Origin of the sequence: Marinobacter similis (assembly GCF_000830985.1) — a bacterium.
Classification (GTDB): Bacteria; Pseudomonadota; Gammaproteobacteria; order Pseudomonadales; family Oleiphilaceae; genus Marinobacter; species Marinobacter similis.
On sequence record NZ_CP007151.1, the window covers coordinates 1883452 to 1908478 of the forward strand.

Genomic DNA, 25027 nt, shown 5'->3' on the forward strand with positions numbered 1-25027 from the left:
CACAATGTTGCTGCCGCGACAAACAGGTTGCCCCACGATGAAACAGCTTTCCCTTCAGTTCAAACTCTATGCCCTGGTGATTTCCCTATTGCTGGTGCTGGGTATCAGTATTGTTGTCACCGCCCAGATGTCACTCGCCAGCATGGAAGACCGGTTGACGTCGGAAGCCAGGGACACGGTGCAGGGCATTGTCATGGACCAGTTGAGTGCAACCGCAGGCAAGTACGGCGAGCTGGTCAGCGGTCAGTTTGCCACGGCTTATCGCACGCCCGAGGTGGTGCGCAATATTATCACGCGCAATATCCAGGCCGACAGTTCAGGTCGGATTAGCCGCCGGGACATGCAGGAGACCATCGGCGCAATCCTGGAGGAACAGACCAGCCTGAGCTCTATCTACGCCCATTTCGAGCCGGACGCCTACGATGGTCAGGATCGGTATTTCACTGGCGGGGTTGAAGAGCACAGCAGCAACGACGGCACCCTGGAAATCTATTACTACCGGGGACCGGATGGCAACGTAGTGTTTAACCGCTCGGAAGACACTGCGTTCAAGTACCTGGAAACCCGCAACGAATTCGGCATCCGCGACGGCGAGTGGTACCTGTGCTCTCTTGAATCGAAGACCCCGTGCATCATGGAGCCGTACGAGTACGAAATTGAGAAAGGCTACACCGAGCTGATGACCAGTCTCGTCATCCCCATCCTGGATGATGGTGAGTTCGCCGGCGTGACCGGAACCGATCTCAACCTGACCACTCTGCAGCAGGCCATCACCGAAGTCAGCCAGACCCTGTTTGATGGCCAGTCCCGAGTAACTCTGCTGAGCCAGCGCGGCCTGATCGCCGCATCCAGTCATTACCAGGACCAGCTGGGCCGCCCGCTGAACGAAGCCTTGCCGGAATTGGCGGATGAATTTGTGCAATTGCACCAGGGCGAGGGCAGCTTCGACGACGGTGAAACCCTGGCCGTGTCCTACCCGGTGGACATCAACCTGGCTAATAGCCAATGGTCGTTGCTGATCGAGCTGCCCCGGGACGCGGCCCTGGCCGGCGTGCAGGAGATGACGCGTTTGCTGAAGGATGAAGTGGCCGCGACTGCCACCGATCAGACCGTGGTTGGTATCGTGGTCGTGGTATTGGCCACGCTGGTCCTGATTGTGCTGGTTCGCTCGGTGACCCGGCCGTTGAACGAAATCCGCGATCGGATGCAGAACCTGGCCAGTGCCGAAGGTGATCTGACACGGGAATTGGACATCGACACCCACGCCGAGCTGATTGACCTGGCGGGTGGGTTCAACACCTTCCTGGGCCGGCTGCGGGGCATGATCAACGACCTGAAGGACGTGAACTCACAGGTCCGTGAGCAGGCCCGGGGCGTAGGCGCCATTGCTCTGGAGACAGACGAGCAGACTTCGCGCCAGCACCAGGACATCGACAGTGTGGTGACCGCGATGAATGAGATGTCGGCGGCGGCCGGTGAGGTGGCCGGCTTTGCCGGCGATGCCGCCGAAAACGCGCGCATGGCCCAGGACGGCATTCGATTTACCCAGGACACCTTGCAGGCGGCAGTCAGTGGCGTGAACGCGGTCTCCACCGATATGGGCCAGGCCAGCACTGCCATTGGTCACGTGGCCAGCCGCAGTGAGGACATCAACCGGATTCTGGACGTGATTCGCGGTGTTGCCGAGCAGACCAACCTGCTGGCGCTGAACGCCGCCATTGAAGCGGCCCGGGCCGGCGAGCAGGGCCGGGGATTTGCGGTGGTTGCTGACGAAGTCCGGACCCTGGCCCAGCGCACCCGGCAATCCACGGACGAGATCAGCGAGATGATTGATGGCCTGAAAGTGGATGTGAACGGCGCGGTATCGGTGATCGAGAATGGCGTTGAACGTGCCTCATCTGCGGTCGATGGCACCCAGGAAGCTGCTCACTCGCTGGCGACGGTGGTCGAGCGTATCGGCACCATTGTCGAGCACGTTACCCAGGTGGCCACGGCGGCCGAGGAACAGAGCTCGGTCAGTGAGGAGATTAACCGCAACCTGACCCACATCGGCGACGCTGCCAATGATTTGCGTGAGCTGGCGTCCCGGGTCAAGGGCAGCGGATCCACCCTGGATGAACAGGTTCAAGTGCTGGAGCGGGAGCTGGGTCGCCTGAAGACCTGAGGGCAGGGTGGGCATGGCCGGGGCCGGCGGTATGGTCCTGCGCTATGACCCTGATTCAGAGCATCAATTTTCAATTTTTCCCGATCGTGCGATCATAGCGCCCAAGATTTCACGAATGCGTTACGCGCAAATTTCCGTATTTCAGGAGGTCCTGATGGATCATGTAACAATTTACGGTCGCACCAGCTGCGGGTTCTGTGTCCGGGCGAAGAGTCTTTGCGAGGCCAAGGGGCTGGCCCACACTTGGATCGACATTGCGGCTGAAGGGTTGAGCAAGGCAGACATTGCCGAGAAGATTGGCCGGCCCGTCCACACCGTGCCGCAGATCCTGGTTGGTGACGAGTACGTCGGTGGGTGTGACGAATTTTTCCAGTTCGTCCGTAGTCGGGAAGCCGTGCTCCAGAACTGAGTTCAGGCCCCAAAGAAAAAACGCCCGGTCGCGTTGAGCGCCGGGCGTTTTTCTATGCCTTCAGATCGTTCAAATAGTTCAGATCTGGAACGGCGTTTTCAGCTTTTTTTCGACCAGCTGATTCTTCAGCTTCGCTACTCGCGGCAGCCCGTTATCGAATGGCGGGAAGCTTTCGCCCTCAATCAGCGGCTGCAGGTAATCGCGGCAATCCTGGGTGATGCCAAATCCGTCATCGGTGATGTAGTGAATCGGCATCTTCTTTTCCTGGTTGGCGACTTCGCTCAGGGGCGCTTCGCCGATCTTCCAGCGGTAGGGTTTAGCCTGCTCGCGGACGATGGTAGGCATTAGCGCCTGCTTGCCATTGATGGCCATTTCCACGGCGGCTTCGCCGACCGCGTAGGCCTGCTTGACGTCTGTGGCCGAGGCAATGTGGCGGGCACTGCGTTGCAGGTAATCGGCAACGGCCCAGTGGTACTTGTGGCCCAGGGCCTGCTTTACCATGTTGGCCAGTGCAGGTGCTACGCCACCCAACTGGGTGTGGCCAAAGGCATCCTTGGCACCAGCGTCGGCCAGGAAGCGGCCGTCTTCGTACTGGGCACCCTCGGAAGCCACTACCACGCAGTAACCGTATTCCTTCACGCAGTGATCAACACGGGCCAGGAAGGCTTCGCGATCAAACGGGATTTCCGGGAACAGGATGATGTGAGGCGGCTCGCCTTCACCCTGGCCAGCCAGACCGCCGGATGCCGCAATCCAGCCAGCGTGGCGCCCCATCACTTCCAGGATAAACACCTTGGTGGAGGTTTCGCACATGGACTTGATGTCCAGACTGGCTTCCATGGTGGAGGTGGCAATGTACTTGGCCACAGAGCCAAAGCCCGGGCAGCAGTCGGTGAATGGCAGGTCGTTGTCGACGGTCTTGGGTACGCCAATACAGGTGATGGGGTAGCCCATCTTCTCGCCAATCTGCGACACCTTGTAAGCGGTGTCCTGGGAATCGCCGCCACCGTTATAGAAGAAGTAACCGATGTCGTGGGCGCGGAACACCTCAATCAGACGCTCGTATTCGCGGCGGTTCTCGGAGATGTTCTTGAGCTTGTGACGGCAGGAACCAAACGCACCACCTGGAGTGTGGATCAGTTCCTGGATGGCTTCATCAGTTTCAAGGCTGGTATCAATCAGCTCTTCCTGCAGCGCCCCGATAATGCCGTTGCGGCCGGCGAAGACCTTGCCGATCTTGTCCGGGTGTTTGCGGGCGGTCTGGATGACACCGCAGGCACTGGCATTGATGACGGCGGTGACACCGCCAGACTGAGCGTAGAATGCGTTCTTGATGGCCATCTTGGGCTGGAGCCTCCTCTGATTCAACGTAGGCGCAGATGATACGCCAAACCGCGTCGATTTTCATGAGCAGGATTGCGGATGGCGCGGCTCTTGACGGGCTCGGACGGATACGGGAGGCTTGTCGGGTTTCAATGACAGAGGCAGTAACGGAATGCATATTCATATCCTGGGAATCTGTGGCACCTTCATGGGCAGCCTCGCGGTACTGGCCCGGGAGCTCGGTCATACGGTGACCGGCTCCGATCAGGGCGTGTACCCGCCGATGAGCACCCAGCTACAGGCCCAGGGCATTCGGTTGATGGAAGGCTATAGCGCCGATCATTTAGAGCCTAAACCCGACCTGGTGCTGGTCGGTAATGCCATGTCCCGCGGTAATGCCGAAGTGGAGGCGGTGCTTAACCGGAACATCGATTACATGTCGGGGCCGGAGTGGCTGGCCCGGGAAGTGCTGCGGCATCGTTGGGTTCTGGCGGTTGCGGGTACCCATGGAAAAACCACCACCACTTCCATGTTGTTGTGGATTCTGGAGCAGGCCGGATTCCAGCCCGGTTACCTCGTAGGCGGCGTGCCTAACGATTTCCCGGTGTCGGCGCGGCTCGGAAACAGCGATTTCTTTGTCATCGAGGCGGATGAATACGACAGTGCATTTTTCGACAAGCGCTCCAAGTTTATCCATTACCGGCCGCACACTCTGATTCTCAATAACCTGGAATTTGACCACGCCGATATCTTCGACAACGTTGAGGCCATCGAACGACAGTTCCACCACCTGGTGCGCACCGTGCCGTCCCAGGGCCTGGTGATTCGCCCGGCCGTGGACTCGCATCTGGACAATGCCCTGGAGCTGGGGTGCTGGAGTCCGGTTCAGGACACCGCCATTGGCAGTGAAACGCCCCGAACCTGCGACTGGCGAGCTGAGCTGCTTTCTGAGGACGGTAGCCGGTTTATGGTGATTCACCATGAGCAGCCGGTGGCCACCCTGAAGTGGTCGCAGACCGGCATGCACAATGTGCGCAATGCGCTGTCTGCCATCGCCGCAGCGCGCCATGTGGCATCACGCCGGACCATGCTGTTGCAGCCCTGTGCCGGTTCTCCGGCGTCAAGCGGCGCATGGAGTTGCTGGCTGATGTGGGCGGCGTCCGGGTCTACGATGACTTTGCCCATCATCCAACCGCGATCGCGACCACACTTGAAGGCTTGCGAGCGCAGGTCGGTGACGAGCCGATTGTGGCGTTGATCGAGCCGCGCTCCAACACCATGAAGCAGGGTGTGCACCAGCAGACACTGCTGCCTAGCGCGGCCATGGCAGACCGGGTGCTTTGGGCTAACCTCAACAACATGGATTGGCTGCCGGCACTGGTCGCCGAGTGGCAAGCCGCGCATGAAGATGAGGGGCGGCACCGGGTCGAGGCCTCAGTCGAAGCCCTGATTGGCCAGGTGTTGGACGATCTGCCGCGCCTTGCCACATTGTGATTATGAGCAACGGCGGTTTTGGCGGTATCCACGGTAAACTTGTTGCCGAACTCGAGCGTATTCAGGGCTGATTCTTCCGCTATCACACCTATGATCAAGGCGAACCATGACTGAAACCGCAGCGCAGGCGCGAACCGTCAATCTGGCTTTTACCGGCGCATCGGGTGCCCAGTATGGCATGCGCCTTTTGCAATGCCTGGTGGCGGCGGGTTGTCGGGTCAATGTCATGGTCAGCCGGGCGGCCCAGGTGGTGATTGCCACCGAAACCGAGCTGAAACTGCCGGGCACACCGCCGGCTATGCAGGAGTTCCTGACCGACTGGGCGGACGCCAGGCCCGGGCAGATTCTGGTATTCGGACGTGACGACTGGTTTGCGCCACCGGCGTCCGGGTCCGGTGAAAAAGCCCCGCTGGTGGTGTGCCCATGCAGTACCGGCACCTTGTCAGCGCTGGCCACCGGCGCCAGCGACAACCTGATTGAGCGGGCCGGCGACGTCGCCTGAAAGAGCGCCGGCAGCTGATATTGGTGCCCCGGGAGGCGCCGTTCTCCGAGGTGCACCTGGAGAACATGCTGAAGCTGACCCGAATGGGCGCGGTCATCATGCCGGCCAGCCCCGGCTTCTACCATAAGCCGGACTCGGTCCAGGATCTGGTCGACTTTATCGTTGCCCGCCTGTTGGACCACCTCGGAATTGCTCAGGACCTGATGCCGCGCTGGGGCGAAGCCCGCTCGGAGAGTAAGCGTAACAGTCAGGACTGACGCCGGCCGCCGATGGTTTTGGTCAGCCCGATTGATGGTTTTCACCATTGAGTGAAACGGCCGCCCGGCCGAGACTTGGTGAACGACAATCACAATACGGGTTACTCACCGAGGTTCACCATGATTCCACGTACACTATTCGACGCCGATCTCGAAGGCTTCCGCGATTCCGTCCGTAAATTCCTTGAGCAGGAGGCGGCACCCTACCACGAGCAGTGGGAGAAAGACGGCCAGGTCAGTCGTGAGCTGTGGCGCAAGGCCGGTGAGCTGGGCTTTTTGTGCCCGACCATGCCGGAAGAGTACGGTGGAGTAGGTGCGGATTTTCGCTACAGCGCGGTGGTCATGGAGGAAGTTGCCTACGCCGGGCTGACCGGCATCGGCTGGGGCCTGCACTCTGACATCGTGGCGCCGTACATTCTGAATTACGGCTCGGAAGAACAGAAGCAGCACTACCTGCCCAAGCTTGTCTCCGGTGAGATGGTCACCGCCATCGCCATGACCGAGCCCGGTGCCGGGTCCGATCTGCAGGGCGTAAAGACCACGGCGGTCAAGAACGGCGACCACTATGTACTGAACGGCTCCAAAACCTTCATCACCAACGGCCAGCTGGCGGACCTGGTGATCGTGGTCGCCAAGACCGACCCGAAAGCGGGCGCCAAGGGGACGAGCTTGCTGTTGGTTGAGGCGGCTTGGGAAGGGTTTGAGAAGGGCCAGAACCTTAACAAGGTAGGTATGAAAGCCCAGGACACGTCGGAACTGTTTTTCCAGGATGTGAAAGTGCCCGCCACCCATCTGCTGGGTTCCATGGAAGGCCAGGGTTTTGTGCAATTGATGCAGGAGCTGCCGGCTGAGCGCCTGCAGGTGGCGTTGTCGGCGGTTGCCGCTGCGGAGGCTGCATGGCAGTGGACTCTCGATTACGTGAAAGAGCGTAAGGCCTTCGATAAGCCGGTCATCGCATTCCAGAATGCCCGGTTCAAGATGGCTGAAATGAAGGCTGAAATTACCGCCGCGCGCGTGTTCACCGATCGCTGCCTGGAACTGCACCTGGACAAGAAGCTGGATATCCCGACCGCTGCCATGCTCAAGCAGCTGACCACGGATCTCCAGTGCAAGGTGATGGATGAATGCGTGCAGTTGCACGGTGGCTACGGCTATATGTGGGAATACCCGATCGCGCGCGCCTGGGCTGATTCCCGGGTGCAGCGAATCTACGCCGGCACCAACGAAATCATGAAGGAAATTGTTGCCCGCTCGTTCTGATCGATAACCCCCGGTGCCGCGCGCCGGGGGTTATACAGGTTGAGTTACCAAAGTTTACAAATTGCCAAACCTATCAAGGTCTCCCGTTCCCACATCCCTTAGAGTGTCGGCACAACCTCTAACAAGGATAAACGGTTGCCGTGATGAAGCCTCCCCATTGCCCCAGTGTGTCACTTCTGGTTCTCGCCCTCGGTCTGGCCGGGTGTGGCGAGGAATCCGACAACCTGCCTGTCGATGGCAGAGACTTTGACGGTGTCGAATACAGCGAACCGGTGGCCTACACCGGCAAGGCCATCGATGGTTACCTGATCAACGCCCGGGTCTGGCTCGATATGGACGGCGACGGCCAGCACACCCCGGGGCCGATGACGATTACCCTGGATAACGGCGCAGAAGTGGTGCTTGAAGCCGGCGAGCCGACGGCAATGTCGGGTGAAAACGGCGACTTTGCCCTCGATGTGGCCGAACTCGAGCAGGATCCGGAAGTAGGGCCGGACCTCGATCCCCGGGATTACCCGCTGCACGCCCTGGCGCTGCCGGGCAAGACCCTGGAGCAAACGCCGGCCGGGAATGTTGCGGTTGCCAGTGCCTACCTGCTGTCGGCACCGCCCGGGGTGCGCAATGTCACGCCCCTGACAACCCTGGCCAGATTTCGGGCCTTGGCTGGGCTGGCAGAAGGGTCCACGCATAATCTTCCGGAAGGTCTGGTGGGGATGAACCTCCGGCGGGATTACGTCCAGGCGAAAGACGAGCGTGCCCACGCGTACGCCCGGGCACTGGCCCGGTTCATGGCGAGTCAGATTCCAGATGGCTATAACCAACTGTTGGCCAATGCCGGCAGCACCGGGACCGAGCGTTATCTGAGCGCAGATGCGGCGGTTTTGCTGGGGGTGTCGTTGGCGCAGCATGCCCCTGACATCGTGAATATCGTCGATGAAGTGGCCGGCAGCGAATACGCCACCGTGGCGGTGGAATCGTTGGTGTTGCCGGAAGTTGCTCTGGAACTCAGTAATCCGACCTTGCTGACTCGTCAGTACATACTTGCCCAGCCGACGTTGTCAGCCGACCTGCCAACCGGCGTGTCGGATCTGAAACAGTCGGCGGAACTGTTGTTTGACTACAACGAGGCAGGGCAGCTCCAGTCCATTTCGGCCAATGGCTGTCTGGCGCCATCGATGCCAGAGCTGGCTCGACTGGTTGCGGTTGATGGCTATGTTTCCGGGCTCGCTACTCAATGGTTCCCCTCGGCGGCGCTGTCTGAGCAGAGTGTGATTAATTACGACAATCCCGGCATCGATGAGCGGCTCGTTTTCGACTGGGCCAAGGATCAGATCCATTTCGAAACGGCGACCACCTGCCATGAGCATGAGGGCATCTTTGCTGGGTCCAGCGAGTTGGGTGGCAATCCGGAGGTGACCTACAGCTGGACAATTGATGGCGACGACCGGGTTGAGCTTGAGGCTCGCATTTTCCGGCCTGATGGCTCCGTGCTGACCAAGCGGACTCTTGCGTCAGGATCCATTGCAGATGAAATCGCCGGCTTTGTCCCTCACACCCTGAGCGAGGGCGCGACTGAGTTGATGTCGTTGCAGTTGGCGGCTACTCGTGAGCAGTGTGAGGTGACGGATGACATGGCTGGGTTAGATGGCGCGGTCACTGCGGTAGAGCCGTTCACGTACTCGGGCTACGAGCCGCAGCCAGTGTCATTCAGCGATCTGGAAATGGAGCTGGACACCCGCACGCTATTAGATCCCGGCACCAATGGCGAGGTCACATTCAATCGTTTACTGCGTTACGGCTTCCTGGATCCACAAACTGCCGGTCTGAGCAACGTGGATTCGACGCGGGGCTTTGAATGGATGATGTACTACCCGCCGGTGGCAAGTTCGGCGTTTGCGCCTGCCCAGCCGAACCTGATCGAGGAGCTTATCTAACTCGGCATAACGGCGACAAGCCCTGTGGTCGCGAGTTTGATCGCACGCCAACATCGGCCTACGCACGGGTCGAATACGATTATCAGTCGCTGTCTGATTACCTGATAGGGCTGTTGCAGTAGGTGAGCGCCCACAAGAGATATAACGAAAACAGTCCGGCCACGCAGATCAGCGGGTCGTAGTCGTTTGAAAAATCGTTTGATTTGGGTAATTCGCCATTTCCTGGGGGAGGAAATGGTGCCGAGGAGAGGACTTGAACCTCCACGGGGTTGCCCCCACTAGCACCTGAAGCTAGCGTGTCTACCAATTTCACCACCTCGGCAGGTGATTTGCAGTTCGTCGTTAGTCAGTTGAAAAACTGGACGTTTCTGCCAGCGGTGAGGTGTGTCCCTCAACCGATGGCGCGTACTTTAATAATTCCGACAAAAGCTGTCAAACGTTTCGAAAAAGATGGGCAGGTATTTGTGCCTATTCTTCTCCCCTTGTTAGGCAGCTACCCCATCACGACGTTATACTGCAACACAAATCTTATACACATGAGCCTTAGAGGCTCGGTATCACAGTAATCATAGAAAGGATCCGAATGGTTTCCAGGAAGAAAGAGCATCAGGACCCTCACGCCAATCGTGAGGCCGATAAGTACGAAAATCCTATTCAAAGTCGTGAGTTCATCATCGCCCACTTGAAAGAGAGAGGGGCGCCGGCAACTCATGAAACCCTGTGCGACGAGCTGGGGCAAACCTCGCCTGAGGGTGTTGAAGCGCTTCGCCGCCGCCTTATCGCCATGTGTCGTGACGGACAGATGATCTGCAACCGTCGTGGTGCTTACCTGCCCATCGAAGAAGCGGACTTGGTAACCGGTCGTATCATCGGTCACAAGGACGGCTTCGGTTTTCTGGTGCCGGACGACGGTGGCTCCGACCTGTTCCTGACCGCACGCCAGATGCGCCAGGTCTTTCATGGTGACCGGGTGGCTGCCAGGGTGGATCGGGTTGACGACCGAGGGCGCCGCGAGGGCGTCATTGTCGAGGTGCTCGAGTACCGTACCAATCAGACTGTAGGCCGGTTTTTCCAGGAAAGCGGTATCAGTTTCGTGGTGCCGGAAAATGCCCGTATCAATCACGAAGTGCTGATACCACAGGAGCATGCCGGTGAAGCTCGTCACGGCCAATACGTGGTTGTGGATATTATTCGTCAGCCCAGTGTGCGAACTCAGCCGTTGGGCAAGATTGTTGAAGTGCTGGGCGAGCATATGGCGCCAGGCATGGAAATTGATGTTGCCATCCGGTCCTACGACATTCCCAACAGCTGGCCGCCAGCGTTAGGGGAGCAGGTCGCCAAGATTCCGGATGAGGTCACTGAAAAAGATAAAGAAAACCGGGTTGATATCCGTAACCTCCGGTTGGTGACCATTGATGATGAGACCGCTCGTGACTTCGACGATGCGGTCTATTGCGAGCCAAGGCCACGGGGTGGTTACCGCCTGCTGGTTGCGATTGCAGACGTATCCCATTATGTCCGTCCGGGCTCGCCGCTGGATGATGAGGCGGTAAACCGCAGTACGTCGGTTTACTTCCCGGACCACGTGGTTCCAATGCTGCCCGAGAAGCTGTCCAACGGTCTGTGCTCGCTGAATCCAGGTGTCGATCGCTTGTGCATGGTGGCCGACATGACCATCAGTGCTTCCGGCAAAATCAGTGGCTACAGTTTCTATCAGGCGGTGATGTACAGTCATGCCCGGCTTACCTATAACAAGGTGAGCGACATGCTGGAAAATCCCGATACCGAGTCGGGTTATCGTCTGTGTGAGCAGTACGCTCATGTGCTGCCACAGCTGCACAACCTCTATGGTCTGTATCAATTGCTCCGTAAGGCCCGGACCGAGCGCGGCGCGATTGATTTCGAAACCACGGAAACGAAGATTGTCTTCGATGCTGATCGCAAGATTGAAGAGATTGTCCCGGTTACCCGGAACAATGCTCACAAGATCATCGAAGAGTGCATGCTGTGTGCGAACGTGGCTACCGCCAAGTTCCTCAAGAAGCATAAGCTACCGGCGCTGTACCGGGTTCACGATGGCCCGTCCGAAGAGCGTCTGAATGCAGTCAGGCTGTTCCTGGGCGAGCTGGGTCTGCAGTTGGGTGGCGGTGATACCCCCAGCTCCGCCGACTACCAGGCATTGCTGTCAGAGATTTCGGATCGCTCCGATGCCAACGTCATCCAGACGGTCATGTTGCGTTCACTCAGTCAGGCGGTGTACAGCCCGGAGGAAGGCGGTCACTTTGGTCTCGGATTTTCCGGTTATTCGCATTTCACGTCGCCGATTCGTCGCTACCCTGATTTGATCGCCCACCGGGCCATCAAGTCGGTGATTCACAGCGAGTCAACGTCCAAGGATATTGTGAAGCCGCCGAAGTCGGATCCGGAGTTGGCGGAATACCCCTACGATTTCGCGCGCATGCAGCAGCTGGGCGAACACACCTCGATGGCCGAGCGCCGCGCCGACGACGCCACCCGCGATGTCATGGCCTGGCTCAAATGCGAGTACCTGCGTGATCACGTCGGCGAGGAGTTCGACGGTGTGATTGCGGCCGTGGTGCCGTTCGGGTTCTTTGTTCAGCTGTCCGGTGTCTATATTGAAGGGCTGGTGCATGTCTCGACGCTCAGCGGTGATTTCTTCCATCACGATTCCGCCAAGCATCGGCTGATCGGCGAGCGCACGGCCATGAGTTTCCGGCTGGGTGACGAGCTGCGGGTTAAGGTGATGCGAGTCGGTATGGAAGATCGCAAGATCGATCTGGAGCTGGTCAGTGAGCCGGTGCACCGTAAAGAAGATCGTGACGCGCTCGATATCCCGGATCGTTCGGATGCCAAGAAAGGTCGGCGCAAGGCCGGTGGCAAGTCCGGAGGCGGCAAGCCAGAGGGCCGTGCGAAAGCTCCAGGCAAGGCGCCGCGGACCGGGGGTTCGGATAAAAAGTCGGACGCCCCGCTGAAGGCGCCCCGGAAACGACCTGCGGCCTCCAAGCCCAGTTCCAAGCCCAAGCCGGAAAGCTCGAAGCCGAACCCGGACGAGCCGATGTCTGCTCGGGATGAGCTGGTGGCTCAAGCCGCCAAGCTGGCCCTGGATAAGGACAAGAAGCCGGGCAAGGACGGTAAAGCCGACAAAAAGCGCAAATCCCGTAAATAACAGGAAGCAGAGTCAGTGTCCGGAGAATTTGTGTTTGGCTGGCACGCGTTTGAGGCTGTCCTCAAGCGTGAGCCCGAGAGGTTGCAGCAGGTCTGGATTCAGACCGGCAGACAGGATAAGCGCGTCAAAAGCGTGACCGATGCGCTCGATGGTTTGGGCGTGCGCTGGAAGGTGGTTCACCGTCGTGAACTGGATGAGCGCGTCTCTGGTGTGCACCAGGGTATCGTGGCTGCCGTCAGCGAGAGCCGGGAATGGACCGAAGATGATCTGCTGGCCCAGTTGGCCAGCAGTGACAAGCCGCCGTTCCTGTTGGTACTGGATGGCGTCACCGATCCTCATAATCTGGGGGCCTGCATGCGCACCGCCGATGCCGTGGGTGTCCAGGCGGTGATTGTGCCGAAAGACAAGTCCGCGTCCCTGACGCCTGTCGCTCGAAAGGTAGCCTGTGGCGCCGCGGAAACCGTGCCTTTTGTGCGGGTAACCAACCTTGCCCGGTTCCTGAGAACCCTGAAGGATCAAGGGGTCTGGTTGATTGGTACTGCCGGTGAGGCGGATGCAACGCTGTTCCAGGCCGACTTCAAGGGGCCGGTCGCGCTGGTGATGGGGGCCGAGGGTAAGGGCATGCGCCGGCTGACCCGGGAGCATTGTGACCAGCTCATCAATATCCCCATGCTGGGTCATGTCGACAGCCTGAATGTGTCCGTGGCTACGGGTGTTTGCCTATACCAGGCATTGCGCCAGCGCCTTGGTTAACCCTTGCACAGAAGCCCCCGTCCGCCTAGAATACGTCACCCCTTTTCCAAGGGGTGGCTTCGTGTTGTCTGCTCGTCAGGCATGCCCAGCCACGCTTTTGATCAAGCCTTTCTCGTAAAGCCTTATTGATAAAGCAAAAAGAAACCGACAGCTAAGGCTGTCACCTCCTTGCTTTCGCGTTTTGCCGCCGATATTTGAAATGGCGGTCAAAAAGAAAGCTGTTTAAACCGTAGGGAGAACTCATGCGTCACTACGAAATCGTTTTCATGGTACATCCGGATCAGAGCGAGCAAGTGCCCGCGATGATCGAGCGTTATACCGGCGTCATCACTGAAGATGGCGGTCAGGTACATCGCTTGGAAGATTGGGGCCGTCGTCACATGGCATACCCGATCAACAAGATTCACAAAGCTCACTACGTGCTGATGAACGTTGAATGTTCACAGGCCGCGATGGACGAGCTGACTCACAACTTCCGGTTCAACGATGCCATTATTCGCGAACTGATTCTGCGTCGCGATGAAGCTGTTACCGATCTGTCTCCGATGAAAGCTGCCGAGTCCCGTGAGGACCGTCGTTCCGGCGGAGACGACCGTCCGCGTCGTTCAGCAGAATCTGATGATCGTCAAAACGACCGTCAGAAAGCTGAGACCCAGGACGAAGAAGAGTAATTAACCGGAGTTGAGGAGTTAAGTTATGGCTCGTTTTTTCAGACGTCGTAAATTCTGCCGCTTTACGGCAGAAGGTGTTAAAGAGATCGATTACAAGGATCTGGACACCCTGAAAGGCTACATCACTGAAACCGGCAAAATCGTGCCCAGCCGCATCACCGGCACCAAAGCACGTTATCAGCGTCAGCTGGCTACCGCTATCAAGCGTGCCCGCTACCTGGCACTGCTGCCGTACTCGGACAGCCACGATAACTAAGTAACAGATAAACAGGACTTGGGACCATGCGTGCACTCGCACAATTTGTAATGCGCGGTCCCCTTCAGGCCAGTGCGGTAGCAGCAGTCACAACTGCGGTACCTTTGCTGTTCTGGATTGGCGCAGCGGTTGTCGGCCTGGTGATTCTCAGGCTTGGCATCAGTCAGGGGCTTAATATCGGCCTTTGGGCATTGCTTCCGGCACTCGGCTGGAGCTGGTTCGGGCAAGACCCGACCGCTCTGGCGGTATTGCTTCAGGTAATGCTGATGGCGTCAGTGCTCAGAGCCACGCTGTCCTGGGAAAGAGCCCTTCTCGGAGGGAGCTTTCTGGCGATTGTCACCGGGCTTATGTTGCCGGTGATCTACCCCGGATTGCTGGACGATCTGGTCCAGGCCGGGGTCAGCTTTTACGAACAGTACAATGCCGATGTGGCCCGAACCCTCGGGGGCGACCTCGAACAGGTCATTCGGGACACCATGAATGCCAGCATGGCGGGCACTTATTTCGCCACTGGCATCGGTATGACGATGTTGGCCAGGTCATGGCAGGCGGGTCTTTATAACCCCGGTGGATTCCGTACGGAATTCCATGCCCTGAAACTGTCGCCCGCCGTTGCGGTGGTGTGTGCAGTCACCATGGTGATTGGTCCGGTACTCGGGCTGAATGCCATGTTGCTGGTCTGGGTTGCCGGGACACCGCTGTTTTTGGCGAGCCTGGCCCTGACTCATGGCATCGTTGGACGTAAAAAGCTGAGTGGTCAGTGGCTGGTGCTGTTTTACATTGCGCTGGTTTTGCTGGGCCCAAGCCTGATGATTCTGTTAGTGGTTCTGGCTTTTGTGGATAGCTGGCTGGATATCCGGAAGCGTATAACGCCTGCCGGGCCGGCTGAATAAAGCACGAAGAGGTTAACGAGATGGAAGTTATTCTGCTCGAGAAAGTTGCAAACCTTGGCTCCCTGGGTGACAAGGTAAAGGTTAAGGCCGGTTACGGTCGTAATTTCCTGCTTCCTTATGGCAAGGCTGTACCTGCCACCGAAGCAAACCTGAAGGCGTTCGAAGAGCGTCGCGCCGAGCTGGAAAAAGCCGCTGCCGAGAAGCAGGCTGCTGCCCAGGCACGCGCTGAAGCTCTGGAAGGCGCAGCCTTCACCATCAGCTCCAAAGCTGGTGAAGAAGGTAAGCTGTTCGGTTCTATCGGTGTGCGTGATATCGCTGATGCGATCACCGCTGGTGGAACTGACGTCGAGAAGAGCGAAGTTCGTCTGCCCGAAGGTCCGATTCGCGTGACCGGCGAGTACGAAATCGAGCTGCAGCTGCACTCTGACGTAGAAGTGACTGTTAAGCTGGCGGTTGTTGCGGCGTAACTTGTCGCAGCGTCCAGCCTGGCCGGCACTGCCGGCCTAGCTTGATTGAACGGGCCCGAACCGGCGACGGTTTCGGGCCCGTTGCTTTCTGGTATTCTTAGTTTTTCTCAGCCTCTCCCAAACCCGAAGCGTTCCCCGTAAACTGGACCATTCGTGTTATCCATCAGAAGACGTAGTTATGGCCAAGCCCAATCTGAAACCCGCCAGTAGTGATCTAGAAACCAGTCGCATCAAAGTGCCGCCGCATTCGGTTGAAGCCGAGCAGGCAGTGCTGGGTGGCCTGATGCTCGATAACCGTCGGTTCGATGAAGTGTCGGAAATCATTTCCGCAGGCGACTTCTACCGGCAGGATCACCGTCTGATTTTCGGGGCAGTGGAGCGCCTGGCCAGCGAAAGTGAACCCCTGGATGTGGTCACGCTGGCGGAATTCCTGGAGCGTGCCGGGGATATCGAAGATGCCGGCGGTCTGGCGTACCTGGCCGAGCTGGCGGAGAAGACTCCGGGTGCTGCCAATATTCGGGCCTATGCCGATATCGTCCGTGAGCGATCGGTGCTGCGCCAACTGGTGGAAGTTTCGGGCAAGATTTCGGATTCGGCCTTCAATCCTCAGGGCCGCAACAGTAACGAGATTCTGGATGAGGCCGAGCGCAACGTATTCCAGATTGCCGAATCCCGGGTCAAGGAGGGTTCTGGCCCGCAGGGAATCAACCCGATCCTGACCAAGACCCTGAGCCGGATTGAAGAACTGTTTGAATCCGGTGAGCAGACCACCGGCCTGACCACCGGGTTTCGGGATCTGGACGACCAGCCTCCGGTATGCAGCCGGCCGATCTGATTATCGTGCAGGGCGGCCCTCCATGGGTAAGACCACCTTCGCCATGAACATTGTTGAAAATGCGCTGATCAGTAGCGGTACCCCGGTGCTGGTATTCAGTATGGAGATGCCCGCGGATGCCCTGGCCATGCGGATGCTGTCCTCCCTTGGCCGGATTGACCAGACCAAGGTGCGGGGCGGTAAGCTCGAAGAGGATGACTGGCCCCGCCTGACCTCGGCGGTGAGCCTGCTCAAGGACAAGCCGCTGTATATTGACGATACCCCGGGCCTGAGCCCGACTGAAATGCGGTCCCGGGCCCGGCGGATTGCCCGGGAAAACGACGGCAAGATTGGCCTGATCATGGTCGACTACCTGCAGCTGATGCGGGTGCCCGGCAACACCGAGGGCCGGACCGCCGAGATCTCCGAGATTTCCCGGTCCCTGAAGGGTATTGCCAAGGAATTGAGTTGCCCGGTGGTGGCCTTGTCCCAGCTCAACCGAAGCCTGGAGCAACGGCCCAACAAGCGCCCGGTGAACTCCGACTTGCGGGAATCCGGCGCCATCGAGCAGGACGCCGACGTCATCATGTTTGTGTACCGGGACGAGGTGTACAATGAAGACACCCAGGACAAGGGCATTGCCGAGATCATCATCGGTAAGCAGCGGAACGGCCCGATCGGCACCATTCGCCTGGCGTTTATCGGTAAGTTCACCAAGTTCGAGGATCTCGCCCATGGGAACTACGGCGATTATGGTGGTGAATACTGATGCCGCGCAGTACCGTTGCCCGCATTGATCTGGAGGCACTGCGCCATAATTACCGGTTGGCCTCCGAGCGCGCCGCGCCGCCCTGTCGATGGCTGTGGTGAAAGCCGATGGCTATGGCCATGGCATTGTGCCGGTGGCTCAGGCCCTCGCCGACGACGCCCCCAAGTACGCGGTGGCCTGTCTCGGTGAGGCGGAGGCGATTCGAGATGCCGGCCTGCTGCAACCGGTGGTCATGTTGCAGGGCGTGCACGCCGCGGAAGATTTTGAATTGTGCGCCCGGCGGGGATTCGAGCCGGTGGTGCACGGCCATCACCAGCTGGACTGGCTGGCCCAGACCGGCGCCCGCCCGGCGTTCTGGCTCAAGGTAAACAGTGGCATGAATCGGCTCGGGTTTCAGCCTGATGAGCTGGTGCAGGTGATGACACGCCTGGATGCCATGGGTGCCCGGCCGGGATTGCTTGGTTTCGTTACCCATTTTGCCTGCGCCGACGACAATGCCAGCTCGATGACCAGAGAGCAGACTCTGTGTTTTGAACAAGCCACCACCCCCTGGCCCGAACTGATGAAGAGCGTCGGTAATTCCGCCGCCCATTTCATTCAGGGCCAGCCACTGTATGACTGGAGTCGGCCCGGCATCATGCTCTACGGCGGCTCGCCAAAGCTGGCTCAGACTGGCCCGGAGCTGGGTTTAAAACCGGTGATGTCACTGGAAGCACCGTTGATCACCACACGCACGGTTCGTGCCGGTGAGTCGATAGGCTACGGTGCCGGTTTCGTGGCCGACCGGGATACCCCGATGGGTATGGTGGCGATCGGCTATGGCGATGGCTACCCGCGCCACGCCGGCACTGGCACGCCCGCAGCCGTCAATGGCCAGCGGATTCGCCTGCTGGGTCGGGTGTCCATGGACATGCTCGCGGTGGATCTGAGCAATGCGCCCGATGCCAGGGCCGGTGACCTGGTAGAACTCTGGGGTGGAACCGTGGCGGTGGATGAAGTGGCCAGCTGCGCCGGTACCATTTCCTATGAGCTGCTGACGGGCATCACGGCTCGGGTGCCACGGGTCTATCAATAGCTGACAGCTTGCTATAGCTGATAGCTGGGGCTCGTTCAGGCCGGTTCCGGCTCGTGAATGATTTCTGCAATGAAATCCAGAATCGCGGCCAGGCTTCGATCGTCCAGTTTTTTCAAGACCTTGTGCACCACCATCTTGCTACCCTTGAGCATACTGCTGATGCCCATTTTGGCCATGCCCATCATCATGTTGCCGGCGTTCAGCCGGCGCAGTGGCTCAAGGAAAAAGAAGTCGAGACCTGCGTCGGTCAGTTCCACAATAAGATCAAACAGCTGGTCGATGGCAACCTTGTCGGCCTTGCCGCGTTCCCGCAGCTGTTCCACGGTGTAAAGTGCCCGGGTACGCAGTTCGTCCGGAATCGGTGCCACAATGTGGCTTTGTTGTTTCAGCATCTTGGATCCTGCTGTTGTAGACTGTTGAAAGAAAAGGTAAAGAGAAAACTGCCAGCGCTTGTAGCTGGCAGTTATTGTAGAGACCGATCTCCGTTAACCATTGGCCAGATCGGTTCGGCAATTCCGTCAAATCAGTGAAGTTCTGGAGGCTTTGACCCCTCGTGCACGTGCTAGTTGTTCATGATTATGGCCCCTTGGGCAAATTGGTGTTGGAGCGTCTACGCGAGACGCCACTGCAGGTGAGCCCATTGCTGGTCAGCGATCCTGCCGGTGCCAATCTCAATGCCCTGGAGAACTGGATTCCGGAAGACACCGATCTGATTGTTAATGCGCTGTGGCTGTCTGATCCTGAAGTGGCTCAAGATGATCCTGAGAGCACTCATAAGGCCGCCTTTTCCCTGCCCGTAGCGATCGCTGAGTTTGCCCGTGATCGTGGCATGGCATTGTTACAGCTGTCGTCGTGCTATGTGTTCGATGGACGCAAGCAAACGGGTTATATCACCTCGAACCCAGGGCATCCCTGTAACGAGCTGGGCAACTGGCAGTGGGAGTGCGAGCAAGCACTACGGACTTTGTTGCCCCGGCATATCATTCTGCGCACCGGCTGGAGTCTGGCCCGCTTTATTCGCAAGGTTCAGGCCAGCACTGCATCCGGCGAAACCCTGATGTTGCCGGGCCGCTGCCGTGGCCAGCCGGTGGCGGTCCGGGATCTTGCCCGGGTGGTGACAGCGGTGATTCAGCAGATCGATTGCGGGGCCGAGGTCTGGGGTACGTTTCAGTATGCCGGGGCCGAGGAGATCAACCTGTACGAGCTGGGGCTGGCGATCGCGGGACTGCCCGGTATTCCCGAAGATATCCGGGTGGTGGATGAGGTGCCGGGCTGGGGGCACCTGGAGCCGGTGAACACCACATTGATCTGCACCAAGGTCCGCAACACATTCGGTATCAAGCAGTTACCCTGGCGCTCCGGATTGGTGGAAGAGTTCGCGATGATGAAGGCACAAAATGGGCAGGATGAGAAAGCGCCGGTCAATTGAGCGCTGTCACCGGTTGCAACTGCTAGGGGCAGACCTGACGGGACAACTCCCGGGTAACGCCTTGCAGGGCAGCTAAGTCCAGCAGCTCCACTTCCCGGCCCCGGGCCTTGATAACGCCCTGAGTCTGGAACCGGGTGAATACCCGGCTGACGGTCTCAACCGCCAGGCCCAGAAAGTTGGCAATGTCGTTGCGCGCCATCGGCAAGCTGAAACGGGTGCCGGACAGGCGTCGGCGCTGTAACCGGCTGGACAGCGACAGCAACAGTGCGGCAACGCGTTCTTCGGCAGTATTTTTGCTCAACAGCATGTTCAGCTGGTGGCTATGCTGTATTTCCTGGCTCATCAGGTGGTACATGTGATGCTGAAGGTCGGGTAGCCTGGTTGTCAGCTCCTCCAGCTTCTGCACGGGAAATTCGCAGATACTGGTCCGCTCCAGTGCCCGGGCAGTGCAGGCATAATAATCCCCTCCCATGCTGTCGAGTCCAATCAGCTCGCCGGGCAGGAAAAACCCCGTTATCTGTTCCTCGCCATCCTCAGACACAATCGACGTCTTCACCGACCCACTGCGCACGGCAAAGCAGGAGCGGAAGGGCGTGCTCTGGTCGAAAATGTGCTCACCCCGTTTATAAATCCGTCCTTGCTGGACAATGTCTTCCAGGCTTTCGAGGTCGGTTTCATCAATAGCCAGAGGCAGGCACAGGTTGCTCAGACTGCAGGTATGACACGACGCTTTAAGCGGAGAGGGCACCGGTCGGAAGGGGAGTGTTTGGGCCATAAGCGACGTCCAAATTGATCCTGATCAATTTCTAACCTTAGTACGGAAGCGCGGCTTTGCCAATGGGAAAGGTAGTCCGGGGTGTTGCGGCAGGCGGGAAGTAACAGGCCCGAAAGCCTGTCATCCCCATCCTTATTACAGTTTCTCGAACACCAGTGAGGCGTTGGTGCCGCCAAAGCCGAAGCTGTTGGACATGACAGTGTTGAGCTCGGCGTTCTGCGCTGCCGGGCCGACCAGTGGCATGTTGCTGATCTTGTCATCAACATTGGTCAGGTTGGCCGTGCCGGCAATCAGACCGTTCTGCAGCATCAGCAGAGAGTAAATAGCCTCGTGTACCCCGGCCGCGCCCAGGGAATGCCCGGACAGCGATTTGGTCGAGGAGATGGGCGGTATGTCTGCGCCGAAGGTGTCGCGCACCGCGCCCATTTCAGCCACGTCGCCTACTGGAGTGCTGGTGCCGTGGGCGTTGATGTACTGAACTTTGCCGCGGATGGTTGCCATGGCCTGCTTCATGCAGCGCTGGGCACCTTCGCCGGAGGGCGCGACCATGTCGTAGCCGTCGGATGTAGCGCCGTAGCCGGTCAGTTCGGCAATGATATTGGCGCCGCGCTTTTTGGCGTGCTCCAGCTCTTCCAGCACCACCATGCCACCGCCACCGGCGATAACAAAGCCGTCCCGGCCGCTGTCGAACGGACGCGAGGCCGTTGCTGGCGCATCGTTGTACTTGGTGGACAGGGCGCCCATGGCGTCGAACATCATGGTCAGGCTCCAGTCCTCTTCTTCACCGCCACCGGCGAAAACGATGTCCTGCTTGCCCGCCTGAATCTGCTCCATGGCATGGCCAATACAGTGAGCGCTGGTGGCGCAGGCAGATGACATGGAGTAGTTCACGCCCCGAATCTTGTAGGCGGTGGCCAGACAAGCGGATACGGTACTGGTCATGATTCGAGGCACCATGTAAGGCCCAATACGCTTGACGCCTTTTTCCCGCATGATGTCGGTCGCTTCGACCTGGCTGGAGCATGACGCACCACCGGAACCGGCAATCAGGCCGGTGCGGTCATTGGAAATCAGGTCTTCGGTCAGACCGGCCTGGGCGATCGCCTGTTCCATGGACAAATAGCTGTACATGGCCGAGGGCCCCATGAAACGTCGCATCTTGCGATCGATCACTGAGGTGTCGACGTCTGGCGAGCCAGAAACCTGGCTGCGAAAGCCCATTTCTTTATAGGTTTCATTGAAGCGGATGCCGGATTTGCCGTGTTTCAGGCTGTCCAGCACTTCATCCAGCGAATTTCCGAGGCAGGACACAATGCCCATGCCGGTGACGACAACGCGTCTCATACATTCCTCCTGTGCGACTCGCCCGGGTGGGGCGACGTCATGCGATCAATGCTGTTGTCCCCCAGTGTAGGCTCTTTGCCAGGCCCGTGATATTTGACCTTGGTAAGGGGCAGGGGCGTTGAGCTGTCAGCATGCAGAATAGCCGTTACGTACAAGGTTGACGCTAAGGCGCCTGCTAAAGTGGCGGTTATTAAAGACAACATCGGAGATCTGAATATGCGTACACTGGCGCAGTTTCTGGGTGATTATGGCGACAGTCACCAGAATAACTTCAACCAATGGGTTCACATCGTGTGCGTGCCCGCCATTGTGTTCTCAACCCTCGGCCTGCTCTGGCTGATTCCTGTTGGAAGCTGGCTCGGCCTGACCGGCACGGCGGGCGAATGGGTGAATGGCGCGACCCTGTTGGCCGCGATCTCGGGCCTGGTGTACCTGCGCCTGTCGGTTGGGGTGTTTGTGCTCATGGCCGGCTGGTTCGCGGTCTCGGCCCTGATCATCCAGGGTGTCCTGGCTGCCGGGTGGTCACTGTTCTGGACCAGTCTCGTGGTCTGGATCGCGGCCTGGGCCCTGCAGGTTTATGGGCACAAGATCGAAGGAAAAAAACCATCGTTTGTGGAAGACCTGGTGTTCCTGCTGATCGGGCCAATCTTTGTCAGTATCGAGTTTGCGTCCAAGCTTGGTTTGCCTGTTCCATACGCCCAGCGCAGCCACGGCAAAGACCACACCGAGGGACAGATTCAGGGTCACTGAGTGATTCAATTCCCCGCGCCGTCTTCCCGGATGGCAGGTAGGGCGGTCGCACGAGGCTGGAGAAAAGGTTGTCCTGAGGTATGCTTTGGGCACCCTAATCAACAGATAACCGGCCCGGATATGCACCATTCGCCACGCGGCACCCTGTTCCTCTGGCCCGATCACTGGCAGGTGATCGGGCACCTGACACCGAACCGACCTCATCGGCACATCAGTGCGTCCTTACTGGTCGGCCTCGACGGCCCCTTCCGATTGCAGGTCGATGGTCACTGGCGCACGACCTCGGCTGCGCTGGTGGCGCCGGACGTTGAACAATCCCTGGATCCCGGTGACACCCGGATGTGGTGCGCCCAGCTCGATCCGGACAGTGATTTCTGGCGGGCCCTGCAGCACAGGCTCGGTGATCAGCCTCGGTGGATATTCCGGTAATCGGGGCGAGCCTACCCAGTGCCGTGCCCGGTGATTGCCAGGCCGCCTGGCAGGCTTTGTCGAGCGCTGTAAAGCATTTGGGTGGTCCGCCGGAGCCTATGGACAGGAGAGTGCGAAAAATCTGTGACGAGCTCCGTAGCCAGTTGCCGGACAAGGTGGATGTCTCCCGGTTGGCGCAGGCAGTAGGGTTGTCGTCCTCGCGGCTGAGTCATCTATTCCGGCAGCAAACCGGTGTAACCTTGCGGCGCTTTTTGCTGCACCTGAAAATGAACCAGGTTCTGGCCCAATGGGAGCGGGGCAAGTCGATGTCCCAGCTGGCGATGGATGCAGGCTTCTACGACCAGCCCCATTTTGTCCGCACCGCCCGGGGCATGTTTGATGCCATGCCCTCTGAGTACGTGACCACCGGTGCGTTCACCGTTTGCCGCTGCGGCCTTTCTTCTTCTTCCCTTTCTCTTTCGTAGCTTCCTGCTCGGCCTTTTCGGCGGCGGCCCGGGCAGCTCCTCGGCTTCCTGCTCGACCATCGCCGGGGTTTCCAGTGACACCCGGCCAAGGGTGCCGGCCCGGAATTCATTCAACAGCACCTCAGACACCTTGTGCAGGTCTGGTACGCCGCCGCGACCAAAGAACCGGCGTTTGGCGGCAATGCCGTCCATCACTGCCAGACCATCCACCGGTAGCTCCTCAAACCCATAGCGGCTTTTTATCAGTTCCGGATAGGCCTGGCGGAGAAAATCCGCCTCGAACAACGCGACATCTTCAAAGTCCAGCACCGAGCTGCGAATAGCGCCGGTCACTGCCAGCCGATAGCCGCAGGCCTCCGGCGACAGCTTGGGCCAGAGGAAGCCGGGGGTGTCGTAGAGCAGGATGTTGTCCGGCAACTTGATAGCCTGCTGCGCCCGGGTCACCGCCGGCTCGTTGCCGGTCTTGGCCGCGGGGCGGCCCGCCAGGGTATTGATGATGGTGGACTTGCCGACGTTGGGAATGCCCAGGATCATCACCCGCAGGGCGCTTTTCTGGCGGTCGTGGTCGGGGGTCATTTCCTGGGCGAGCTTGAGGATTCCCAGGGCTTCGTTGCGCTGGTTTTGGGTCAGGGTGATGGTGCGCACCCCCCGCTCCTTTTCAAGCCAGTTCTGCCACTGCTGGGTGATCTCCGGATCGGCCAGGTCTCGTTTGTTCAGCACCTTGATCAGTGGTTTGTCGCCACGCAGGGAAGGTACCAACGGATTTTCGCTGCTGAACGGGATGCGCGCATCCAGCACCTCAATGATGAGGTCCATCTGCGGCATGACCTGCTTGATCTCCTTGCGGGCCTTGTGCATGTGCCCTGGAAACCAGTTAATAGCCATCTCATATACTCCGGAGGTCGTTGGTCGGCGCCATTATGAAGGGGAATGACTAAATTTTCACATTTGTTTCGGCCCGCCTGTGTGGCGGGCTGAGCGCTAACAGGCCGGAAAATATGTACAAAAAGAAGGGGTATCGGGGTGAAAATCGGCGTCGTGATGTTTTAGGGTGTACAGCCTGAACAACACAACTGGCACGAATCGGTGGTTTTAAATTGTGGCCACCCCGATAACGGAGAAGTCTATGAAGCTCGCAAAGATGTTTGGTACCGCTGTTGTCGCACTGAGCCTGTCCGCGCCTGCGGTTGCACAGCAGGCCGCCGGTGGTCAGCCGGATCAGGTGGATCAGCTGGCACAGATGGTTGGCCTGTCCGATGATCAGCAGACCGAGATCCGCGGCATCATCGATGAGAAGCAGGACAAGATTGCCAAGCTTCGCCAGGAAGCCCGCGCTCTGCAGCAGCAGATGCAGGCTGAGATCAAGCCGGAGTACGATGAAGATTCCATTCGTGACAACGCCGAAGAGCTTGGTGATGTAACCGGGGAGATCGCGGCCCTGTCCACCCTGATGCAGGCGAAAGTGGACAGCGTGTTTACCGAAGAGCAGCGCAATACCCTGGACAAGCGCATGCAGCAAATGCAGCAGCAGCGTCAGCAACAGCAGCAGATGATGCAGCAGCAGATGCAGGGTCAGTAAACCGAACGGGTTTCGCTGAACAAAAAAGG

19 protein-coding genes, 1 tRNA gene and 5 pseudogenes are annotated in these 25027 nt (G+C 58.8%); 19 read left to right on the plus strand and 6 right to left on the minus strand.

Annotated elements, in window-relative coordinates; genetic code table 11:
* The first annotated feature begins 37 nt into the window (after positions 1-37).
* Both AU14_RS08690 and AU14_RS08695 read left to right on the plus strand, forming a co-directional pair.
* Entirely contained in the window at positions 38-2164 is a 2127-nt protein-coding gene (locus tag AU14_RS08690; RefSeq protein WP_041340340.1) for a methyl-accepting chemotaxis protein, read from the plus strand.
* A 154-nt stretch (positions 2165-2318) separates the two neighbouring features.
* Complete coding sequence (locus AU14_RS08695) at positions 2319-2573, plus strand: GrxA family glutaredoxin (protein ID WP_041343788.1); 255 nt, start codon at positions 2319-2321, stop codon at positions 2571-2573.
* A gap of 78 nt (positions 2574-2651) precedes the next feature.
* Here AU14_RS08695 and AU14_RS08700 read toward each other — a convergent pair whose 3' ends face one another.
* The gene (locus tag AU14_RS08700; RefSeq protein WP_041340342.1) at positions 2652-3914 is read right to left on the minus strand and encodes a 6-phosphofructokinase; all 1263 of its coding nucleotides are present in this window, start codon (positions 3912-3914) and stop codon (positions 2652-2654) included.
* 154 nt (positions 3915-4068) lie between these two features.
* Between AU14_RS08700 and mpl the strand changes: the two are divergent.
* From mpl to AU14_RS08720, 4 genes and pseudogenes are all read left to right on the plus strand, one after another.
* Positions 4069-5461, plus strand: a pseudogene (gene mpl / locus AU14_RS08705) (UDP-N-acetylmuramate:L-alanyl-gamma-D-glutamyl-meso-diaminopimelate ligase).
* A 35-nt stretch (positions 5462-5496) separates the two neighbouring features.
* A pseudogene (locus AU14_RS08710) lies at positions 5497-6149 on the plus strand (flavin prenyltransferase UbiX).
* A 120-nt stretch (positions 6150-6269) separates the two neighbouring features.
* Positions 6270-7409 (plus strand): acyl-CoA dehydrogenase family protein, encoded by a 1140-nt coding sequence (locus tag AU14_RS08715; RefSeq protein WP_041343790.1) that lies wholly within the window; start codon positions 6270-6272, stop codon positions 7407-7409.
* 143 nt (positions 7410-7552) lie between these two features.
* Positions 7553-9343 (plus strand): hypothetical protein, encoded by a 1791-nt coding sequence (locus AU14_RS08720; protein ID WP_236744567.1) that lies wholly within the window; start codon positions 7553-7555, stop codon positions 9341-9343.
* A 235-nt stretch (positions 9344-9578) separates the two neighbouring features.
* On the opposite strand, the gene AU14_RS08725 is transcribed toward AU14_RS08720, so the two are convergent.
* Positions 9579-9665, minus strand: a tRNA-Leu gene (locus tag AU14_RS08725).
* Positions 9666-9926: 261 nt separating this feature from the next.
* Here AU14_RS08725 and rnr point away from each other — a divergent pair.
* The 8 genes and pseudogenes from rnr (at position 9927) to alr (ending at position 18228) form a co-directional block, all read left to right on the plus strand.
* Positions 9927-12530 (plus strand): ribonuclease R, encoded by a 2604-nt coding sequence (gene rnr / locus AU14_RS08730; RefSeq protein ID WP_041340345.1) that lies wholly within the window; start codon positions 9927-9929, stop codon positions 12528-12530.
* 15 nt (positions 12531-12545) lie between these two features.
* Positions 12546-13283: a 23S rRNA (guanosine(2251)-2'-O)-methyltransferase RlmB gene (gene rlmB / locus AU14_RS08735; protein WP_041340347.1), complete on the plus strand. Its 738-nt coding sequence runs from the start codon at positions 12546-12548 to the stop codon at positions 13281-13283.
* Positions 13284-13525: 242 nt separating this feature from the next.
* Positions 13526-13954, plus strand: a complete 429-nt coding sequence (gene rpsF, locus AU14_RS08740) for a 30S ribosomal protein S6 (protein ID WP_041340349.1) — start codon at positions 13526-13528, stop codon at positions 13952-13954.
* Between the two features lie 25 nt (positions 13955-13979).
* The gene (gene rpsR, locus AU14_RS08745; protein ID WP_007154918.1) at positions 13980-14210 is read left to right on the plus strand and encodes a 30S ribosomal protein S18; all 231 of its coding nucleotides are present in this window, start codon (positions 13980-13982) and stop codon (positions 14208-14210) included.
* Between the two features lie 26 nt (positions 14211-14236).
* The gene (locus tag AU14_RS08750; RefSeq protein WP_041340350.1) at positions 14237-15103 is read left to right on the plus strand and encodes a YybS family protein; all 867 of its coding nucleotides are present in this window, start codon (positions 14237-14239) and stop codon (positions 15101-15103) included.
* A gap of 20 nt (positions 15104-15123) precedes the next feature.
* Positions 15124-15570 carry a 50S ribosomal protein L9 gene (gene rplI, locus AU14_RS08755; RefSeq protein WP_041340352.1) on the plus strand — a complete coding sequence of 149 codons (447 nt, stop codon included), beginning with the start codon at positions 15124-15126 and terminating at the stop codon, positions 15568-15570.
* A gap of 178 nt (positions 15571-15748) precedes the next feature.
* Positions 15749-17153: pseudogene (gene dnaB / locus AU14_RS08760) on the plus strand (replicative DNA helicase).
* Positions 17153-18228: pseudogene (gene alr, locus AU14_RS08765) on the plus strand (alanine racemase). Before dnaB ends, alr begins: the two co-directional pseudogenes overlap by 1 nt.
* Before the next feature lie 35 nt (positions 18229-18263).
* Here the strand turns inward: alr and AU14_RS08770 are convergent.
* Complete coding sequence (locus AU14_RS08770) at positions 18264-18620, minus strand: hypothetical protein (RefSeq protein ID WP_041340354.1); 357 nt, start codon at positions 18618-18620, stop codon at positions 18264-18266.
* 161 nt (positions 18621-18781) lie between these two features.
* Between AU14_RS08770 and AU14_RS08775 the strand changes: the two genes are divergently transcribed.
* The gene (locus tag AU14_RS08775) at positions 18782-19657 is read left to right on the plus strand and encodes a sugar nucleotide-binding protein (protein ID WP_041340356.1); all 876 of its coding nucleotides are present in this window, start codon (positions 18782-18784) and stop codon (positions 19655-19657) included.
* A gap of 22 nt (positions 19658-19679) precedes the next feature.
* Here the strand turns inward: AU14_RS08775 and fnr are convergent, their stop codons facing one another.
* Positions 19680-20432 carry a fumarate/nitrate reduction transcriptional regulator Fnr gene (fnr, locus tag AU14_RS08780; protein ID WP_041340358.1) on the minus strand — a complete coding sequence of 251 codons (753 nt, stop codon included), beginning with the start codon at positions 20430-20432 and terminating at the stop codon, positions 19680-19682.
* A 135-nt stretch (positions 20433-20567) separates the two neighbouring features.
* Entirely contained in the window at positions 20568-21776 is a 1209-nt protein-coding gene (gene fabB / locus AU14_RS08785) for a beta-ketoacyl-ACP synthase I (RefSeq protein WP_094191189.1), read from the minus strand.
* 216 nt (positions 21777-21992) lie between these two features.
* Between fabB and AU14_RS08790 the strand changes: the two genes are divergently transcribed.
* The 3 genes from AU14_RS08790 to AU14_RS21220 all read left to right on the plus strand — a co-directional run bounded on the left by AU14_RS08790 (position 21993) and on the right by AU14_RS21220 (position 23419).
* Positions 21993-22526 (plus strand): Mpo1 family 2-hydroxy fatty acid dioxygenase, encoded by a 534-nt coding sequence (locus AU14_RS08790; protein ID WP_041343793.1) that lies wholly within the window; start codon positions 21993-21995, stop codon positions 22524-22526.
* A gap of 120 nt (positions 22527-22646) precedes the next feature.
* Positions 22647-22955 (plus strand): hypothetical protein, encoded by a 309-nt coding sequence (locus AU14_RS21215; RefSeq protein WP_236744568.1) that lies wholly within the window; start codon positions 22647-22649, stop codon positions 22953-22955.
* A 98-nt stretch (positions 22956-23053) separates the two neighbouring features.
* Positions 23054-23419 carry a helix-turn-helix transcriptional regulator gene (locus tag AU14_RS21220; protein WP_236744601.1) on the plus strand — a complete coding sequence of 122 codons (366 nt, stop codon included), beginning with the start codon at positions 23054-23056 and terminating at the stop codon, positions 23417-23419.
* On the opposite strand, the pseudogene ylqF reads toward AU14_RS21220, so the two are convergent.
* A pseudogene (gene ylqF / locus AU14_RS08800) lies at positions 23370-24304 on the minus strand (ribosome biogenesis GTPase YlqF). The gene AU14_RS21220 and the pseudogene ylqF sit on opposite strands and share 50 nt — an antisense overlap.
* Before the next feature lie 241 nt (positions 24305-24545).
* Between ylqF and AU14_RS08805 the strand changes: the two are divergent.
* Positions 24546-24998 (plus strand): Spy/CpxP family protein refolding chaperone, encoded by a 453-nt coding sequence (locus tag AU14_RS08805; RefSeq protein ID WP_052472003.1) that lies wholly within the window; start codon positions 24546-24548, stop codon positions 24996-24998.
* Positions 24999-25027: the final 29 nt, after the last annotated feature.